Genomic DNA, 15,177 nt, shown 5'->3' with positions numbered 1-15,177 from the left:
ATTCAGCCTGCCACGGCCGCGAGGCTGCCGTCACCGGTCTCCGGCGCGCCCTTCGGCACGACGCTGACCTGCGGGGTGCCCGGGGCGGTCGCGCCGTTGTCACCGCCGTTCGAGCCATCACCGTTGTGGTCGCCACCGCCGTTGTTGCCGCCACCGTTGTGGTCACCGCCACCGTGGTGCGGCGGGGTGGTCGTCGGGGGCTTCGGCTTGTCCGTCGGCGGGTTCGGCTTCGAGTCGGTCGCCTTGCCGCAGGTGGAGGAGGCCAGCACGATGTCGCCGCTGCCGAGCGCCTTGGTCACCTTGCCGCCGAGCAGCTGCACGTGCAGCGCGTTCACCGTCAGAGAGCCGTCGGAGTTCTTGACCTGCTCGTTCGCGACGATCTTCGCGACCTCGGGGATCTCGATCTTCAGGTTCGGGGTGCCCGCGTGGATGTTCCCGAGCTTGCCGAGGTCGAGGTTCGCGAGGTTCGAGCTACCGGTGATGCCCTTGCTCGTGGCGACGCACTTCGAGGTGATCACCGAGGCCTCCGGCGTCTTGCCGACGAGGCCCTTGAGCAGCGGGAGCGTGGCGTTGACGACCTTCGCGGAGGAGGTCACCTTGCCCGACTCGGTGTCGTGCTTGCTCGAGCTCGAGACCACGGAGGCGTTGATGATCGGCTTGAGCTTGGCGCCGACGACCTCGTTCTTGGTCTTGCCGTCCGTGCTCGACGCGGCCATCTTGCCGGTGCCGACATGTACACCACCCAGGACTCCGGGGAGCAGCTTGACTTCGGCCTCGGCACCATAAGCGGAACCGTGACCCGGCTTCGCTGTGGCCGCCGCTGCGGGTGCAGTGGCCGCGAAGATCGCCGCAGCCGCGACGACACCGGCCACACCACTGGTGGCCAGGAGCTTTCCGCGCATCAATATTCCTTTCGCATGACCTGGAAGATTGCCCCCGCCAAAGCGCACCATTCCCGCCGACTCAGTGCATAGACCAATGGCTGGACGAGAGCGGACAGGAAATTATCAAGAAAGCCCGGGAACACAAAGTGGCCCGGAGCACCCCATTTCGATGCCCTATCCGAAAAGTGGTGTTACCGACAGAGAAATGAACACGGGCGGGATGTAACGCGGCAAATCGTCCCAAGGCTATTCTACACACAGTAGAGTTGCTATCGTCCATTCATCGTAACAGGCGGAGTTTCTTAGGCCAATCGGGTGGTGAATGAACTCGAACAGGTGCATCCCATTACTCGGACGCCCTCTTCTCTATCCGTAACCACCAATACGGTGATCCGTGATGGCTCCGCGGAACGCGAGCCGGACGTTCGACACTAATCCCTGACACGCTCGTCCAATGGCATGCGGCCGGGTTTTTCGCAAGAGAGTTTTTCGGAGCGAACAATCCGTTCGGAAAGACAGACGTGCCAGCTTTTCTGGGAACGAACACAAACGAGGACACAAAAAAAATCGGGCCTCCCGGATATTTCCGGGAGGCCCGATTTCAATTGGTAGCGGGGACAGGATTCGAACCTGCGACCTCTGGGTTATGAGTCGGGCTGTCTCCGTCCCAGGCGTCCCCCGATGTGCTGTCAGTCCTGTTGTGACCAGCACCTTAGCTGCCATGTAGTACCAGCCGCGCCGGTCCGTCCCAGACGTCCCGCAGCGTTCCTGCTACACATCCTGCTACGCCCAGCAGCGGGTGATGCGTGCTCGTACAGCACCATGGGCCACCCTCCTGCTCGACTTCAGTTCGCTGTCATCGCGGGCTCCACCGCGCTCGGCAGCGGCCCGCGCGAGCAAGGCTACAGGTATCGCTGTCGGCCGATGCACTGGGGCACAGCTCGGGTCCGCCCGCCCCGTTTCATCTTCATGAGCCACACGGAGGAATCTATGTCCACCACACCCAGACTCGGTACCGTGGATGCCATGCCGACCGCTGATGATGCTGCCGCGCTCGCCGAACACCACCTTGCGCCACTGGGGCGACGGTGGCACCACGTTCGTGCGGTCGCAGCACGAGCGGCGGACCTGGCCAACGCCCTACCGATCGATCAGCGCAACACCCTGGTGACGGCAGCGTGGCTGCACGACATCGGGTATGCCCCCGACCTGGCGAAAACAGGGTTTCACCCGCTCGACGGTGCGCGCTTCCTTCGAGCGTCGTCATGGCCCGAACAAGTGGTGAACCTCGTGGCGCACCACTCCGGGGCGCGGTTCGAAGCCGAGGAGCGCGGCCTCGCCGACGAGCTCGCGGCCTTCCCCTTCGAAGACTCAGCGCTGCTCGACGCGCTCAACACCGCAGACCTCACCACCGGCCCGGATGGTCAACGACTGGCGTTCGGTGAGCGCATGGACGAGATTCTGCACCGCTACCCGGAAAACGACCCGGTGCACCGCACCTGGGTTCGAGCACGGCCGATCATCCAGGAAAGCATCGAGCGTACCGAGTCCCGACTTTCTGCAACTCAGCCGAGGTAGGGCATCCGCCGCGAATCGTCAACGGCGTGCTCGATCCGCATGCGCATCGAGGGGTGAATGTTCAACGACGGCAGGTCAGCCAGGTCCACCCAGCGAACGGCCTTGCTCTCCGTGCCGTCTTTGCGGGGTGCGCCGCCGACTTGTCGAGCCGTGAAGCACAAAGAGAACTGCTGACGCACTTCCCCGTCCGCGTAGGCCATGCGGTGGTTCGGGTTCGTGTAGGTGCCGGTCAGGTTCGTCACCTCGACCTCTACGCCGGTCTCTTCCCGAACCTCGCGCACAACCGTCTCCACAATGCTCTCCCCCGGATCGTGCCCGCCGCCAGGCAGAGCCCACAGGTCGTTGTCGACCTTATGGATCATGAGCACCCGACCGAGCTCATCGCGCACCACACAGACCACCGACGGCACGACACTGTTGATCGCGGGTGCGTCCGGATCATCGATGTAGTCAACCCGTGGCACGGCCACCGCCTTATTCTTCGGGTACCGCCTGCGACCACACGCGTTCGAACGAGCGCATGTAGTTCTCCCACATCAGACCACCATCCAGGCGACGGAGATGCAACACCGGATTCTGTCCGGCGAGCGACCCGTACGAATGCGGGTTCACGAGCATCTGATCGTCGAATCGGTAGATCGAGTTGTACAGCGGCGTGCCATGCGTCCGGACCTCGATGCCGGTAAGCCCGGCAATCTCCTGCATGTACCGGCGTACGAGCTGGACCCGCCCCTCAAGCCCCCCGGTGGTCCCCTCCTCGAGCGCCCGGGCGATGACACCACTTGAGGTCTCATCGCCGACACAGCACCGGACCCGCATCCCCCCGGCCGCCCCTGCTCGCATCGCGGGCAGGAAGTTGTACTGCTCAACGAGGAAGGTCCCGGAGTAGAACAGCACATCAACGTTCTCGGTCGCGCCCTCCACCAGCTCCGACCACACTGTGGGCGGCACCTTCGAGCGGTTTGGGTACACCTGCACGAGCTCGGTCTCTGACGGTGGCGGGGTTCGAACATCACCGGCAAGCGACGGCCAAAGGTGCACCTCGTCGACGGTCAGCAGGGTTGCCACCTTGTGACGCGTAGTTCGGTGGGGCACGCGGCTCTCATCACGGATCCACCGCTCAACTGTCTTCACGTCAGGACCGACCCGCGAGGAAACGTCCTCTACGGTCAGTCCGGCCGCGAGCATGGCGGCCCTGAGCCGGTCATTCGTCATCTGGCGTACCGCCCCTCGGGACGTTTCGGGGACACTTCGGACGTTACAACAGGAGTGAGGACGTTCACAAGAATCCTCGGAAACGTGGTGTGGACGTCTCCGAATCCTGGCGATGCTTTAACCATGACAGCGAACACGAAGACCTCCCACCAGCGGTTGGCCCTACCGGTCCCGGCCGCTGCCGGTTTCGAGGCGTTCGACTCGCTCCCGAAGCTCGCGAACCTCGTTCCGAAGCTCATCGAGCGGCCCACCGCCTTCCGGAGTCTCCCCGTCAGCAACCGCACCGAGGTACTCACGCGGCCAGTTCAGCGCAGCCGACACCGCGGCGAGGGTTCGCCGCGACGGCCTGTAAGTCCCGTAGTTGCGCTGGATACCGCGGAGGGTTGCCGACGACACCTGAGACCGCACCGCAAGGTCTTGCTGACTCAGGTCCAACTCACCCATTCGAGTGTTTATCGCCTCAGCGACAGCTTCCCAGTTCTCTTGCACTGAACCTCCCTAATCCAAGCCATGACCAGCGCTAATTCTAGCGCTAGAACTTCTGATTTACCAGCGCGCCAGTTCTGACGGGCATTCTCGCGGCTGACGTATCGCTTGTTTTATCGCTTGTTCTAGCGCTAGTGTTAGCGACATGAACACCAAGGAGACACCGTGAATTCCCGTTTGACCAGGCCAGCCCTTACTCCGGTCCAGCCGTGGCGGCTGCTCCTCGATGAAGACGAGGCACTGACCCCGGAAACAGAAGAGGCAGCCGCAAGCGAAGTGATGGAGCTGCTTGCCGAGTTCGACCGCCAGCTGGCTGAGAAGGAGGCCGCCGACGAGCGGCGTGCAGGTGAGGTTGTCGTGTTCCCGCGTACCGCGGGTGCCGCGACCGGTTCCCAGGATTCGGAGGCAGCGTGATGTACGAGCAGACGGTGATGGTTCGCGGCGAGCTTGCTGACCATGAGTGGCGCAAGGTGGGTCGGACCGAGGGTATTGAGGGGTTCCTGGTGAACCGGTGGCGGCGCGGCTCGGTTGAGCTGACGCTGGCTTGGGTTGGGGATCACGAGGTTTCGCACGCGGTGGTCTCGATCGCCGGGCAGGGCAAGCGTCGTATCGAGCTCGACGGTCTGGCCGGGCTGATCACCAGCCATTCGAGCGCGGAGCGGGATCTGGTTCTCAAGCGCACCACGGGTTTTCTGCACGCGGTGGCGTGGCAGGTCCGGAACCGTCGCCGGGCACGGACATATCTTCGGGCGGTGGGGGCATGAGTATCGAGTTGTGGTTGCTCGCGGCGACGGCGGTGCTGCTGTTGTTGGCGCTGGCAACCGATCTTGCCCCGGTGCGGGTGATGCGGCGGCTGCCGCGGTGGACCCCGGCCCTGCTGGTCGGTGGCGCGATTCCCTGCGCAATCGCGCTGTGGGTGGTGCCGTGGCTATGAGCACCACACACCCTCACCAACGAGTCCGCGAGTTCCGAGCGAAGCGAAGTTTGTCGATGTTGTGCCCCGGTACGGCGGTGCGTTCTTGGCGGATCCGACCGCCGTACCGGGTGTCCCTTACCAGCACGAACCGTATGACCAGCAATGGCCGGAAAGGTATTCCGATGATAGTCCCCGATTCCCCGCAGTGGCGGCGTCCGGTGGCGGTGTCCACCTTGGTCGAGATGGGCCGTCTGGCCCGTAACCGCCCGGTCGCGGATGCCCCGCCCGCTGTACTCGCCGAGTGGTACCACGCCAAAGCCGACCTGCACCACCGGTGCGCGGCCGAAGCTCTGGCCGCCGGGAACATCGCCGAGGAAGGCCACGAAGAGATGTACGCCCGCCGTGACCGAAGGCGCGCTGAGCACCTTGCCGCGACCGCGCGGCTTGGTCTGGGGGTGGCGGCGTGACGAGCCTGCACGAAACCTCGCGCCGCCTGCGGCTCCTGATCGCCCATATGGCACGGCACCCGGATCTTCCGGAAGTGCGGCATCTCGGCACGACGTACGGCCCAGAAGATCTGGAGATCACTGTGGACGGTGACGGCACGGCCAAGTTTCTGGCCTGGTGCGCCAGTTTGGATCAGCCCAGGGTCCGGGTGGTCGGCTCGTCGGGTCCGGGGCTGGCGATGTTGTGGTGCCGCGGGTTCATCCGCGGTGACATGGTCCAGCTTGACGCGCATGTCGCTGATCTACCGGAGCTGGGCGAGTGGAGCGAACCCATGCCGCTAATCGGGTTCTGCCACGTGCTGATCAACTCGGGATGGAGGCCCTGACATGGCGCACCCCAGCGACGACGCACCGATCCCCGACGAGATCGGCCGGGTCCTTGAAGCCGGGCGCGCCAGGTTCAAGTTCGACCTCAGCCCGGGGGCCGGGATCTGTCTGGACACCACGTCCCACGACCACCCCACCCGTGTACGCGGGCCACTGGTGGTGGTGCCCGACGAGCTCGACGCGATCCGCGCAGAGATCCGGCGACGGCTCGCCCGGATGGCCGATATCGCCGCCGCGGATCTGGACTAACCGGCGGGGTTCGGTCATGGCGGGGAAACAGTTCCCGATCGTCAAGGCCGAGGTTCCGTGGTCGACGGGGTGGGAGTTCACCCGCGGCGAGTACGACGGGCTGCCGCTGCTCTCGCACGGGTGGGCACCGCGGGAGCTGCTGGCGACCCGCCGCCAGCTCCGCGAGCTCGGGTTACGGCCCGGGGGCGCGGACCCGGTCGCGGTGCTGTATGTGCGGCACGCGGGGTCGGGGCGGGTGAACTACGCGAACCTGTACCTGATCGCCGCGGCGAAACCGGTACGCCCCATGACACCGGCCCGCAAGCAGGCCCTGGAGGCGGCGCTGGCGGGGCGGCGGCGCTGCTACTGGTGTGGTGAGGACACCGGCCGGTATCAGCCCCGCCAAGCCGAGCAGCGGTTCTGCGACGCGTGCTTGTTCGAGCACTGCGATTTGGATCCGTGGGACGAGCTACACCACTACGTCGACCCGGTCACCATCGGCGAGAAACCAGCATGGTCCGCCCCGGCACCCGCGCCGGGATGGGCGCTCGCAGCCTAAACCGGCGGCGAGCCACCGAGAACCCTCTTCCAGAAACCGGAATCCGTTTCGGGGTGTGGTCGAACGCGCCCCGAAACGCCGACCTTATCTCCTATTTGAAGGCGTATCCCTCATGATTGTCAGCGGAACTATCACCCTCTTAATCCTGGTTGTTCTGGCCTTTTTTGCAGTCAAGGCCGGATGGCATCACATCGTCACCCTGTTTCTTGGCGTGATGCTCGGTGTGGTGCTCCTGAAGTCCGCGCTTGCTGGGCCAGCAAACACCATCGTCACTCAAATACTGAACCTTCCCATGGGGCTGCTGCATGCCCTGCACATCAACGTCTAGCCCCAACACCTGCGAGTACGGGAGTGAGCGACTAGCTATGAGCCGTGCGAAACGTGCCAGGGAGGCCGAGTTGAGCCGGGAAATATGGCGCTACCGGCGACGGATACACGACCTGGACAAGCAAGCCGAGAAAGCACAGTCCAGCGGTGACAATGCCACCTGCAAACGACTTCGATTGCAAGCCATGAAACTCGAAAAAGAACAGACCACCTGTGTCAGTAAATACCGCAAGTTCCTCTGAAACCGGCGACCACACCCGTCGCCATCCCCTTTTTCTCTCCTGGAGTTTGTCTGATGAGTAACGCACGAGAATTCGCCGAGCAGCATCCCGAGCTGGCCCGCGAACTGGACTCGATCCCGCAACCCCACCAGCCACAATCCCGCGAACCGGAACCAGAATCGTCGCGGCCGCTGCGGCTGTATCTGGCGCAGTTCCGCCACGGCAGGGTGACCTACACCCCCGCCTGGCTGGTGATGACCATCGCCGTGCTCGGGGTCGTGTTCGACCTCGGTGGAGCGTGGCTGTCCTCCTATTTCACCGTGCACGACGTGCTGCCCGGCTGGCTCGGCTGGCCGCTGGCCGTCCTGCTCGGAATCGCCGCGATCGCCGACGCGTACCGCTGCACCGACCTCGCCAGCGAGATCCACGACATGCGCCGCGCCCTGAAACAAGGTGGTGAACAGCAGTGAGCTACGGACAAGCCGACTACTACGCCGAACTGGCCACCCGCTACCCGGGATCCAGCGACGCGCATGTCAACGCCACGATCGCGAACGCCTACGCGTCACTGGCGGTCGCAGGCGAGCTACGCAGGCTCCGCGCCGCCCTGTGCGGGAACCCGGCCGACGAGTTCACCGGGGGCGCATTCGGGGAGCTGGCCGATGCGATCGTGCGAGGTAGGTGACCGGTCATGACGCGCACATTGCCGAGCCAGGCCAGCGCGACACCGGATGAGCCGGTGGTCTCGCGGGCGGATCGGCTGACCGCGGACGCTGCCGAAGCGGCGGCGGTACGGGCGGCCACGAGTCACCCTGATGTGGTGGCGTTGCGGGTGGAGCGGGTGCGCACGCAGGTGGATGTGCTGGTGTGGTTGGGGATTGTGCTCGGTCTCGGGTTCACGATGGCCAACGTCCAGGCCTTCGCCGCCGCGGCCGCCGCGGTGTGGTCATTGCCGTGGTGCGCGGCGTGGCTGCTGGATCCGATGGTGTCACTGGTGTTGGTCGCGGTGCTACGCGCCGAGCAGGTCACCGCCCGCTGGCAGGTCGGCACCGGGACGTGGGTCAACCGCACCAAGTGGTTCTGCTTTCTGGCCACGTATGTCATGAACACGTGGCAATCGTGGTCAGCACTCACCTTGTCGGGGATCGTGTTGCACTCGGTTCCCCCGGTACTGGTGTTCCTGGCCGCGCAGATGGCCCCCACCCTGCGCGACCGGCTCACCGAAGCAGTCAACCACGCCGCCACCTGGCACACCCCCGCACCGACCGAGAACCCCGCCCCGGAACCGGCCGCCCCAAGCGGTGCCGAGGTTTCCCCGGCTGTACCTGCTGAACCGGAGACGACCGCGGGTACGGAGCTCGCCGAATCAGCGTGCGAGCAGACCATCCCGATCCCGCGGATCACCGACGCCACCCCGGGACCGGCCCCGGCCGCGAAGACCGGCCCGGCGCGGAAACCGAAGACCCGCAAGGCGAAGTCGCGGGCGGCGAAACCGGCACCGGCAGCGTCGCGGTCGCTGGACGAGTTGCGGGCCGAGCTCGCCACCGCGATCGAGGACGGTCGGATCACCGCGCCGCCCTCGGCCGAGCAGATCCGCACCACGTTGCGGTGCGCGCCGTCCCGGGCGCGGCTGCTGCGTGACGAGTACCAGGCCGAAACCAGCGCGGTAGCGGCCTAACCAGGAAACGCGCACGCGCGCCGCTTCGACACCCGGAATTCCCCGTGTGGGTTTCGGGTGCGGGGACGCGCGTGCCCGAAGAAGCCCTGTCCCCCTATGGAAAGGAAGTGCATGTCGAATTTCGATAAGGCCAGCCGGATCGAGTCCCAGATCCGCGAGGTCCAGGACCGAATCCGTCACGCGTCGAAGAAAGCGCAGGAGTGCACCGAGCGCGGGAAGCTGCGCGAGTACGCGAAGTGGGACCGCAAAGGCCGCAAGTTGGGCCGTAAGGAAGACCGGCTGCGCAAGCAGTTGCGCCGCCTCCTGCCCTAACCCCACCCCGTTCCCCGTTCCCTGCCCGGGTTTCCCGAGTGTTCCCCCCGATTTTCGTGAAGGAGTACTGCGATGGGATTTCTGACCACCCAGAAAAACGAGCGGTTGCGTGACAAGGGCAACCGGCACGCCGCCTCGAAATGGTCCGGCAAGGGCGGTGACGTGTGTGACGGCTGCGGTAAGCCCCTCGCGAGCCGCGGTGGTCGCAGCAACTACCACCCGAAGTGCGCCAAAAACGCCGTGAAGGGTTGGTGACCTGGTGAAGACGATCCGCACCACGCGCATGCCCTGTCCCAAGTGCCGGCAATCCGGACGCACACCCGCGGGCGGGGTGTGGCGCTGGCATGAGAAAGACCGTGACCACGCCCCCACGTGCATCCAATGCGGCTGGTGGCCCCGGCTCCGTCTCCCACCGAGCTAACCACCCCCGCCGGGCGCACACCGGGATCCCCGCGGTGCGGACGCCCCGCACGGTGTCCGCACCGCGGGGATCCCCTGTTCCCTTTTCCTTTTGATCCGAGTGAGGGTCCACGATGTACAACACTGAAACCAGCAACGGGCAGGTCCACGACCCGGACGCGCTCCGGACCGTGCTGCCTGACACCGACCCGGACACCCCGGGTCCCGGGTCGGCCGATGACCCGGAAGCGATCCCCGGCCCCCGCGGATCGATCCCCACCGACACCGACCCCGACAGCCTCCCCGACGACAGCGCCCCCGACGACGCCGTCGATCCGGACGAGGCAGTCGATTCGGACGAGGTAGTCGACACCGACGAAGACGGCGGGGAGTATGAGGTGCCGACCGTGGTCGAGGGCACCGTCATCGACCCGGGGACCGGGGAGGATCGAGGTGTCCCGGCCGATCCGGAACCGGTGGATTCGGCCCCGGATGACCCCGGCGGCGAGGAGGATCCTGAGGACCCGACCGATCGACCAAAACCGGTCGCGGTCGATGCCCCAGGGAAATCGACGCGGATCGAGCTGCCCGCCCGCGCCGCGGCGGCCGAAGCGGCGCGGCATCCGATCATCGCGCCGTGGATGAAACAGGCCAGCCAGCGCACCGCCGTCCTGCGGTGGGCGGTGCAGTACGCCCTGCACGTGGTCGCCTTCCACGCGGTGCGGATCCCGCTGTATGTAGGCCGCCTGGCGTTGCGCGCCCCGTATGGCACGTACCGGGCGGTGCGGGACACGATGCGCTGGGCATTCGACTACGAATCGAAACCCCTGCGCACGGGTGCCAGTGATGGCGGGGACGCGGCCACGTACATGCAGCTCTCGCACCAGCGCAACGACCGGGTCAAGCACCGCCTGATCACGCTCGGGTTCGTGGTGCTGCCGCTGCTGATCGGGGCGGTATTCGTGTGGTGGCTGCTGCCTGCCGGGCCGCGGCTGCTGACGTTCGTGGCGCTGGTGTGCGGGCTCGGGTTCGTCGGCTCGCCACGTGACAAGCCGGTCATCGGCCGGGCGGTGGTCAAGCACGGTTTGGAGAAGGTGACCAGCGAGATCGTGGTGCGCGGGCTCGGCTCGCTCGGGCTGACCGGGATCAATCAGGCCATCGCCAAGAAGGAGGGCATCCACTTCCCGACCCCGATCACCCGCGATGGTCCCGGGGCGCGGGTCGTGGTCGATCTCCCGCCCGGGGTCACCGCCGACGAGGTCATGGAACGCCGTAAAAAGCTCGCCTCGGGGCTGCGTCGGCCGCTCGGGTCGGTGTGGCCTTCCGGGGACGCCAGCGTGCACGAGGGACGGCTGGTGTTGTTCATCGGGGACGAGGACATGAACAAGGCCAAACAGCCCGCCTGGCCGCTGGCCAAGGCGGGCGAGGTCGATGTGTTCAAACCGCAGCCGTTCGGGACCGATCCGCGCGGTCAGTGGATCTCGATCACCCTGATCTACATCTCGGGGATCATCGGGGCGGTCCCGCGGATGGGTAAGACGTTCACGCTGCGGTTGTGGCTGCTGATCGCCGCACTCGATCCCCGCACCGAGCTGCACACCTACGACCTGAAAGGAACCGGCGACCTCGATCCGTTCGAGCCGATCGCGCATCGGCATCGGGCCGGGGACGAGGACGACGACATCGAATACATCCTCGCCGATTTCGAAGCGGTGCGGATCGAGATGCGGCGTCGGGCCAAGGTGATCCGCGGCCTGCCCAAGGACGTGTGCCCGGACTCGAAGGTGACACCGGAGTTGGCGTCGAAACGCTCGCTCGGGTTGTGGCCGATCGTGATCGGCGTGGACGAGTGTCAGATCCTGTTCGAGCACCCCGACCACGGGAAACGGTTCACCGAGATCTGCACCGACCTGGTCAAGCGGGGACCCGCCACCGGGATCACGCTGCTGTTGGCCACCCAGCGCCCGGACGCGAAATCGATCCCCCCGGGGATCAGCGCGAACGCGATCATCCGGTACTGCCTCAAAGTCCAGGGCCACACCGAGAACGACATGGTGCTCGGTACCTCCGCGCACAAGCAGGGCATCCGGGCCACCACGTTCGCGTGGGCGGACAAGGGCATCGGCTACTACCGCGGGGAAGGCGCGGACGCCACCATCACCCGCTCCGTGGCGCTCGACGGGCCCGCGGTCGAAAAAAGGATCGCCGCCGCCCGTGCCGTCCGCGAAGCCCGCGGGCTGCTCACCGGCTACGCCGCAGGTGTGGACGCGGACCCCGACCAGGCGCACACCAGCGCCAAGCCGCGGTTCGACGTGCTCGCCGACGTCGTCACCGTGTTCGACGGTGAAGGCGCCGAGAAGCTCTGGACCAGCGTCATCCTCGCCCGCCTGGCCGAACTGCACGGCGACGTGTACAGCGGCTGGACCGCCAAGGCACTCGCCGACGCGCTGCGCCCGGTCGGGCTCGTGCCCGGCGCGGTCTGGGCCGTCGATGAGAACGGCAAGGGCACCAACCGCAACGGCTACACCGCCGCCGCGGTCCGGGCCGCCAAAGCCAACCGCGACAGCGGCCAACCCGGCGACGACCCGGACGAGTAACCCAACAATCTAGACGGAGAGTAACCGAGAGTTGGTCTAGAGGGTGCCGGGATTCCTAGACCCGGCACCCTCTAGACCTAGACCCGCCTCTAGACCCCCACATACCCGCTGGCCAGCAGCCTAGATCCTAGACCCGACCCGGCCGGAACCAGCGGAAACCCGGAAAACCCCCGCGCGAGCACCCCACCGGCCGCCCGCGCGGCCAGCTCAACACACCCACCAGCAGATACACACCGTAACCATTGGAGGAGACATGACCACCCAGTACCCGCCCGCGGATGACCCCTGCGAACGGCTCGCCGAACACCTCAACGAGTTCTACGAACGCGAGTACTACACCTACGACGACGTCCACGAAGGTGCGGTCGCCGTCATGGGCGAACTGTCCGGCGACCGCTCCCGGCTTGCCGACGAGCTCGTGCGCGCCAACCGGCAGCGGCGCGTGTTCTGGGACCTCCTCGAAACCCAGACACGGCACCGGAGCACGTACGCCGCGCTCGCCCGCGCTCACCGGCGCGCCCTGGCGCGGGCCACCGACGAACTCACCGCCCTACGCCATGAACGCAGCGCCTTGCGCCACGAACGCGACCACCTCGCTGAAGAGGCCGCCCGGCTGCAACGACTGCTCGACACCGCCGTTGGCGAACCCCTGTTCGCCGACTCTTGAACCACGCACACCCCGACCCCGCGCCCCCGACAGATTCGAAGGAGAACCCTCTCATGCCCCGAAGCATCGACCGCGCCACCGGCCAGGAAATCAAGACCATCTCCCCGGTCCGCGCCAGCGGACACGTGCGCGTGCGCTACCCGCACAACGGCCAGACCGAAGTCATCGACGCCGCCCGCGTCAAAAAGGTCAAGCGCTAACCCACCCGCACCCTGCCCGGGTGCGCCCCTCGAGCTCTGCCGGGGCCAGTACCGCACGCCTTGCTGCTGGCCCCGGCAGCCCCCACCCCGAAACACCCTGCCCCGCAACAGGAAGGAACACCTGCGATGGCGATCGTTCGCCGCGACATCGTCGCTTCCGGTATCCCGCGCACCGAGTGCCGCCACACCGCACGGTGCGCGCGCTGTAAACGCAAACTCGCCCCACCACCCAACGACGGGGTCATGTGCCCCAAATGCGCCCGCCGCTAACCCCCTGCCCGGAAGGAAACCTCTCATGGCCAAGAAGATCCGCGCCGACCAGATCCGTCCCGGCATGCGCGTCGACGTCGACGGCCAGTGGTCGACCGTGAAGACCACCGACACCAGCGGCGGCCTCGTGACCCTCCTGGTCGCCGCGCCGAATGGCCGGAACGTGTACCTGCACGCCCGCCGACGCGACCGCATGGAAACCCGCTAACCCCCGCACCTCTACGGAAGGAAACCCAGCCATGGCCAAGATTCGTGCCGACAAGCTCCGCCCCGGAATGCGCGCGATGATCCGCGGCAAGTGGTGGACCGTCGAACACACCTCCACCTTGTACGGCGTCATCACTATCGACGCTCGCGCCGTCGCAGGCGGCGCGACCAAAACCATGCACGTCCACGGCATCAACCGTGTCGAGTACCGCTGACCCCGGGGATCCCGTATGGAACCCATCCACATCGCCAAGGACGCCAGCGGATACGCGCATCGGCTCGGGCTGACCCGCACGGTCAAGACCTACTGCGGGAAACGGCTACGCGCCCACGATCCACCCTCCGATCGTGCCCGTACCTGCCCGGAATGCGCGCGCCGCGCGGGCTGGACCGGCACCCCACCCGAACGCCCACGGAGGCCAGCGTGACCAACGTGATCCCGCACCAGTGCACGCGCCGGATGGGGCACTACTACCAGTTCCACCGGACCCGGCGCGTGTGGATCTGCAAACGCTGCCGCCACATCAGCACCCACCGATGAAAGGACCCGGATGCCGACACCACCGGCCACCCCCGAAGAACAGTTCGACCAGCTCGCCCAAGCGCACTACGCCCAGGCCAAGGACCCCAGCGAGGACCCGCGCACCCGGCAGATAGCCAAGGCCCGCGCCGACTTCTACCGCCGCGAAGCCCGCCAGATCCGCAAACAACGACGCAAGCAGCCCTAGCCACCCGCCAGTACAAGGCCCCGGCCAGCACGGAAATTCTGTTCAGAGAACGCGTGCTGGCCGGGGCTGTTCCCACCCAAGGAAGGAACCCACCCATGGTAGCCCCTGACCAGAAGTACCGCTCGGCAAGGCGCCGCTCCCGCTGGGAATGCCGAAGCTGCCGACTCGATTTCCGCACCTTCGGTCGGCTCACCACCCACATGCGCCGCCACCACGGCAAATAGCCCGGGAGCCCCCATGCCCAGCAACCGTGACCGGGACCGCTCGCGCTACCTCACCCTCGCCGCCGAATTCGCCCGCGAGGCCCGTAATCCCAACAACAGCGCCAAGACCCGCAAACAGGCCCAGACCAGCGCCGACCACTACCGCAACCAGGCCCGGCAACGCCGCGGCCGCTAACCCGAAGGACCCCATGGAACCCGTACACGCTGTCGGGAAGTTCGAAATGCTCCTGCATCACCTCGGACTCAACAACAACCAGATCAAAGCCCGCTGCGGCAAACCGGTCCTGCCCAACACCAAGAACGCGCCGCTGTGCCGCAAGTGCGCCCGCATCACCGGCGAAACCGACCCGCCCCGCACCAACCGCAAGTAGCTCCCCGGGGAGGACCACCTCATGGAACCTATGCACATCGTCGGGCACTTCGAGCGTTTCCTCGACGTGACCGGGCTGAACACGAACATGAAAGCCCGCTGCGGCAAACCGATCGGCTCCGGCGCACCCCGCAACGCCCCCATGTGCCGCCAATGCGTGCGCATCGCCGGATGGGTCGGTAACCCACCCCGCCCACCGAAATAGCCACGCCGCCTGGGGGCAGGTTCACCGGACCTGCCCCCAAGCACCACCCCCACCCTGCACACGAAGGACCACC

At 66.3% G+C, this 15,177-nt stretch carries 30 protein-coding genes; 26 read left to right on the top strand and 4 right to left on the bottom strand.

The genetic code is table 11. The annotated features are described in order from the left end of the window. Positions 1-2: 2 nt before the first annotated feature. Entirely contained in the window at positions 3-902 is a 900-nt protein-coding gene (locus tag A37U_RS0115945) for a choice-of-anchor P family protein (RefSeq protein ID WP_020497647.1), read from the bottom strand. 1,008 nt (positions 903-1,910) lie between these two features. Between A37U_RS0115945 and A37U_RS0115935 the strand changes: the two genes are divergently transcribed. Next, positions 1,911-2,462, top strand: coding sequence for an HD domain-containing protein (locus tag A37U_RS0115935; RefSeq protein ID WP_026197270.1), 552 nt, complete (start codon positions 1,911-1,913; stop codon positions 2,460-2,462). Here A37U_RS0115935 and A37U_RS0115930 read toward each other — a convergent pair. From A37U_RS0115930 to A37U_RS0115920, 3 genes are all read right to left on the bottom strand, one after another. Continuing rightward, a complete protein-coding gene (locus A37U_RS0115930; RefSeq protein WP_026197269.1) occupies positions 2,450-2,926 on the bottom strand; it encodes an NUDIX domain-containing protein in 477 nt (158 codons plus the stop codon). The genes A37U_RS0115935 and A37U_RS0115930 overlap by 13 nt on opposite strands. A gap of 10 nt (positions 2,927-2,936) precedes the next feature. Then, entirely contained in the window at positions 2,937-3,677 is a 741-nt protein-coding gene (locus tag A37U_RS0115925; protein WP_026197268.1) for a helix-turn-helix domain-containing protein, read from the bottom strand. A 162-nt stretch (positions 3,678-3,839) separates the two neighbouring features. Next, complete coding sequence (locus A37U_RS0115920; RefSeq protein ID WP_026197267.1) at positions 3,840-4,166, bottom strand: helix-turn-helix transcriptional regulator; 327 nt, start codon at positions 4,164-4,166, stop codon at positions 3,840-3,842. 162 nt (positions 4,167-4,328) lie between these two features. On the opposite strand from A37U_RS0115920, the gene A37U_RS51585 reads away from it, so the two are divergent. The 25 genes from A37U_RS51585 to A37U_RS51550 all read left to right on the top strand — a co-directional run bounded on the left by A37U_RS51585 (position 4,329) and on the right by A37U_RS51550 (position 15,104). Next, positions 4,329-4,577 (top strand): hypothetical protein, encoded by a 249-nt coding sequence (locus tag A37U_RS51585; protein ID WP_157182857.1) that lies wholly within the window; start codon positions 4,329-4,331, stop codon positions 4,575-4,577. Then, a complete protein-coding gene (locus tag A37U_RS0115910; RefSeq protein WP_157182856.1) occupies positions 4,577-4,927 on the top strand; it encodes a hypothetical protein in 351 nt (116 codons plus the stop codon). The genes A37U_RS51585 and A37U_RS0115910 overlap by 1 nt, the downstream gene beginning before the upstream one ends. After that, positions 4,924-5,097, top strand: a complete 174-nt coding sequence (locus A37U_RS51580; protein ID WP_020497640.1) for a hypothetical protein — start codon at positions 4,924-4,926, stop codon at positions 5,095-5,097. Before A37U_RS0115910 ends, A37U_RS51580 begins: the two co-directional genes overlap by 4 nt. Positions 5,098-5,261: 164 nt before the next feature. Further along, positions 5,262-5,546 (top strand): hypothetical protein, encoded by a 285-nt coding sequence (locus A37U_RS0115900; protein WP_020497639.1) that lies wholly within the window; start codon positions 5,262-5,264, stop codon positions 5,544-5,546. Continuing rightward, positions 5,543-5,911 (top strand): hypothetical protein, encoded by a 369-nt coding sequence (locus A37U_RS0115895; protein WP_020497638.1) that lies wholly within the window; start codon positions 5,543-5,545, stop codon positions 5,909-5,911. The genes A37U_RS0115900 and A37U_RS0115895 overlap by 4 nt, the downstream gene beginning before the upstream one ends. A 1-nt stretch (position 5,912) precedes the next feature. Continuing rightward, positions 5,913-6,161 (top strand): hypothetical protein, encoded by a 249-nt coding sequence (locus A37U_RS0115890; RefSeq protein ID WP_020497637.1) that lies wholly within the window; start codon positions 5,913-5,915, stop codon positions 6,159-6,161. A gap of 16 nt (positions 6,162-6,177) precedes the next feature. Beyond that, complete coding sequence (locus tag A37U_RS52935; RefSeq protein ID WP_020497636.1) at positions 6,178-6,699, top strand: RRQRL motif-containing zinc-binding protein; 522 nt, start codon at positions 6,178-6,180, stop codon at positions 6,697-6,699. A gap of 55 nt (positions 6,700-6,754) precedes the next feature. Next, positions 6,755-7,027 (top strand): hypothetical protein, encoded by a 273-nt coding sequence (locus A37U_RS0115880; RefSeq protein ID WP_157182855.1) that lies wholly within the window; start codon positions 6,755-6,757, stop codon positions 7,025-7,027. A gap of 37 nt (positions 7,028-7,064) precedes the next feature. After that, positions 7,065-7,268 carry a hypothetical protein gene (locus A37U_RS51575; RefSeq protein WP_157182854.1) on the top strand — a complete coding sequence of 68 codons (204 nt, stop codon included), beginning with the start codon at positions 7,065-7,067 and terminating at the stop codon, positions 7,266-7,268. A 53-nt stretch (positions 7,269-7,321) separates the two neighbouring features. Next, on the top strand, positions 7,322-7,717 hold the full coding sequence (locus A37U_RS0115875; protein WP_020497634.1) for a hypothetical protein: 396 nt from the start codon (positions 7,322-7,324) through the stop codon (positions 7,715-7,717). Then, on the top strand, positions 7,714-7,932 hold the full coding sequence (locus A37U_RS0115870) for a hypothetical protein (RefSeq protein WP_020497633.1): 219 nt from the start codon (positions 7,714-7,716) through the stop codon (positions 7,930-7,932). Before A37U_RS0115875 ends, A37U_RS0115870 begins: the two co-directional genes overlap by 4 nt. A gap of 6 nt (positions 7,933-7,938) precedes the next feature. Then, the gene (locus A37U_RS54885; RefSeq protein ID WP_020497632.1) at positions 7,939-8,925 is read left to right on the top strand and encodes a hypothetical protein; all 987 of its coding nucleotides are present in this window, start codon (positions 7,939-7,941) and stop codon (positions 8,923-8,925) included. A gap of 111 nt (positions 8,926-9,036) precedes the next feature. Continuing rightward, positions 9,037-9,237: a hypothetical protein gene (locus A37U_RS0115860; protein ID WP_020497631.1), complete on the top strand. Its 201-nt coding sequence runs from the start codon at positions 9,037-9,039 to the stop codon at positions 9,235-9,237. A gap of 72 nt (positions 9,238-9,309) precedes the next feature. Next, on the top strand, positions 9,310-9,492 hold the full coding sequence (locus A37U_RS0115855) for a hypothetical protein (protein ID WP_020497630.1): 183 nt from the start codon (positions 9,310-9,312) through the stop codon (positions 9,490-9,492). A gap of 278 nt (positions 9,493-9,770) precedes the next feature. Beyond that, positions 9,771-12,233, top strand: a complete 2,463-nt coding sequence (locus A37U_RS0115850) for a hypothetical protein (protein WP_020497629.1) — start codon at positions 9,771-9,773, stop codon at positions 12,231-12,233. 253 nt (positions 12,234-12,486) lie between these two features. Further along, positions 12,487-12,900 (top strand): hypothetical protein, encoded by a 414-nt coding sequence (locus tag A37U_RS0115845; RefSeq protein WP_020497628.1) that lies wholly within the window; start codon positions 12,487-12,489, stop codon positions 12,898-12,900. 53 nt (positions 12,901-12,953) lie between these two features. Further along, positions 12,954-13,100 carry a hypothetical protein gene (locus tag A37U_RS51570; protein ID WP_020497627.1) on the top strand — a complete coding sequence of 49 codons (147 nt, stop codon included), beginning with the start codon at positions 12,954-12,956 and terminating at the stop codon, positions 13,098-13,100. Between the two features lie 126 nt (positions 13,101-13,226). Further along, entirely contained in the window at positions 13,227-13,370 is a 144-nt protein-coding gene (locus A37U_RS51565) for a hypothetical protein (RefSeq protein ID WP_020497626.1), read from the top strand. A gap of 25 nt (positions 13,371-13,395) precedes the next feature. Further along, on the top strand, positions 13,396-13,578 hold the full coding sequence (locus tag A37U_RS0115830) for a hypothetical protein (protein ID WP_020497625.1): 183 nt from the start codon (positions 13,396-13,398) through the stop codon (positions 13,576-13,578). 31 nt (positions 13,579-13,609) lie between these two features. Further along, positions 13,610-13,792 carry a hypothetical protein gene (locus A37U_RS0115825; protein WP_020497624.1) on the top strand — a complete coding sequence of 61 codons (183 nt, stop codon included), beginning with the start codon at positions 13,610-13,612 and terminating at the stop codon, positions 13,790-13,792. Between the two features lie 15 nt (positions 13,793-13,807). Continuing rightward, positions 13,808-14,005: a hypothetical protein gene (locus A37U_RS43945; protein WP_020497623.1), complete on the top strand. Its 198-nt coding sequence runs from the start codon at positions 13,808-13,810 to the stop codon at positions 14,003-14,005. A gap of 123 nt (positions 14,006-14,128) precedes the next feature. Beyond that, positions 14,129-14,305: a hypothetical protein gene (locus A37U_RS51560; RefSeq protein WP_020497621.1), complete on the top strand. Its 177-nt coding sequence runs from the start codon at positions 14,129-14,131 to the stop codon at positions 14,303-14,305. Positions 14,306-14,542: 237 nt separating this feature from the next. Further along, positions 14,543-14,704 carry a hypothetical protein gene (locus A37U_RS51555; RefSeq protein WP_020497620.1) on the top strand — a complete coding sequence of 54 codons (162 nt, stop codon included), beginning with the start codon at positions 14,543-14,545 and terminating at the stop codon, positions 14,702-14,704. A gap of 13 nt (positions 14,705-14,717) precedes the next feature. Then, positions 14,718-14,900 (top strand): hypothetical protein, encoded by a 183-nt coding sequence (locus A37U_RS0115800; RefSeq protein ID WP_020497619.1) that lies wholly within the window; start codon positions 14,718-14,720, stop codon positions 14,898-14,900. A gap of 21 nt (positions 14,901-14,921) precedes the next feature. Beyond that, the gene (locus A37U_RS51550; protein ID WP_157182853.1) at positions 14,922-15,104 is read left to right on the top strand and encodes a hypothetical protein; all 183 of its coding nucleotides are present in this window, start codon (positions 14,922-14,924) and stop codon (positions 15,102-15,104) included. Positions 15,105-15,177: the final 73 nt, after the last annotated feature.

The organism is Sciscionella marina DSM 45152, from assembly GCF_000379465.1.
GTDB lineage: Bacteria > Actinomycetota > Actinomycetes > Mycobacteriales > Pseudonocardiaceae > Sciscionella > Sciscionella marina.
The sequence above is the reverse complement of the archived record's forward strand: the minus strand, read 5'-3'. Positions and strand labels throughout refer to the sequence as shown.

Bases quoted from the DNA above. Each gene is read 5' to 3' on its own strand.
- A37U_RS0115945 (WP_020497647.1), bottom strand. From the start codon at position 902: ATGCGCGGAAAGCTCCTGGCCACCAGTGGTGTGGCCGGTGTCGTCGCG.
- A37U_RS0115935 (WP_026197270.1), top strand. From the start codon at position 1,911: ATGCCGACCGCTGATGATGCTGCCGCGCTCGCCGAACACCACCTTGCG.
- A37U_RS0115925 (WP_026197268.1), bottom strand. From the start codon at position 3,677: ATGACGAATGACCGGCTCAGGGCCGCCATGCTCGCGGCCGGACTGACC.
- A37U_RS0115910 (WP_157182856.1), top strand. From the start codon at position 4,577: ATGTACGAGCAGACGGTGATGGTTCGCGGCGAGCTTGCTGACCATGAG.
- A37U_RS51580 (WP_020497640.1), top strand. From the start codon at position 4,924: ATGAGTATCGAGTTGTGGTTGCTCGCGGCGACGGCGGTGCTGCTGTTG.
- A37U_RS0115900 (WP_020497639.1), top strand. From the start codon at position 5,262: ATGATAGTCCCCGATTCCCCGCAGTGGCGGCGTCCGGTGGCGGTGTCC.
- A37U_RS0115890 (WP_020497637.1), top strand. From the start codon at position 5,913: ATGGCGCACCCCAGCGACGACGCACCGATCCCCGACGAGATCGGCCGG.
- A37U_RS52935 (WP_020497636.1), top strand. From the start codon at position 6,178: ATGGCGGGGAAACAGTTCCCGATCGTCAAGGCCGAGGTTCCGTGGTCG.
- A37U_RS51575 (WP_157182854.1), top strand. From the start codon at position 7,065: ATGAGCCGTGCGAAACGTGCCAGGGAGGCCGAGTTGAGCCGGGAAATA.
- A37U_RS0115875 (WP_020497634.1), top strand. From the start codon at position 7,322: ATGAGTAACGCACGAGAATTCGCCGAGCAGCATCCCGAGCTGGCCCGC.
- A37U_RS54885 (WP_020497632.1), top strand. From the start codon at position 7,939: ATGACGCGCACATTGCCGAGCCAGGCCAGCGCGACACCGGATGAGCCG.
- A37U_RS0115860 (WP_020497631.1), top strand. From the start codon at position 9,037: ATGTCGAATTTCGATAAGGCCAGCCGGATCGAGTCCCAGATCCGCGAG.
- A37U_RS0115855 (WP_020497630.1), top strand. From the start codon at position 9,310: ATGGGATTTCTGACCACCCAGAAAAACGAGCGGTTGCGTGACAAGGGC.
- A37U_RS0115850 (WP_020497629.1), top strand. From the start codon at position 9,771: ATGTACAACACTGAAACCAGCAACGGGCAGGTCCACGACCCGGACGCG.
- A37U_RS0115845 (WP_020497628.1), top strand. From the start codon at position 12,487: ATGACCACCCAGTACCCGCCCGCGGATGACCCCTGCGAACGGCTCGCC.
- A37U_RS51570 (WP_020497627.1), top strand. From the start codon at position 12,954: ATGCCCCGAAGCATCGACCGCGCCACCGGCCAGGAAATCAAGACCATC.
- A37U_RS51565 (WP_020497626.1), top strand. From the start codon at position 13,227: ATGGCGATCGTTCGCCGCGACATCGTCGCTTCCGGTATCCCGCGCACC.
- A37U_RS0115830 (WP_020497625.1), top strand. From the start codon at position 13,396: ATGGCCAAGAAGATCCGCGCCGACCAGATCCGTCCCGGCATGCGCGTC.
- A37U_RS0115825 (WP_020497624.1), top strand. From the start codon at position 13,610: ATGGCCAAGATTCGTGCCGACAAGCTCCGCCCCGGAATGCGCGCGATG.
- A37U_RS43945 (WP_020497623.1), top strand. From the start codon at position 13,808: ATGGAACCCATCCACATCGCCAAGGACGCCAGCGGATACGCGCATCGG.
- A37U_RS51560 (WP_020497621.1), top strand. From the start codon at position 14,129: ATGCCGACACCACCGGCCACCCCCGAAGAACAGTTCGACCAGCTCGCC.
- A37U_RS51555 (WP_020497620.1), top strand. From the start codon at position 14,543: ATGCCCAGCAACCGTGACCGGGACCGCTCGCGCTACCTCACCCTCGCC.
- A37U_RS0115800 (WP_020497619.1), top strand. From the start codon at position 14,718: ATGGAACCCGTACACGCTGTCGGGAAGTTCGAAATGCTCCTGCATCAC.
- A37U_RS51550 (WP_157182853.1), top strand. From the start codon at position 14,922: ATGGAACCTATGCACATCGTCGGGCACTTCGAGCGTTTCCTCGACGTG.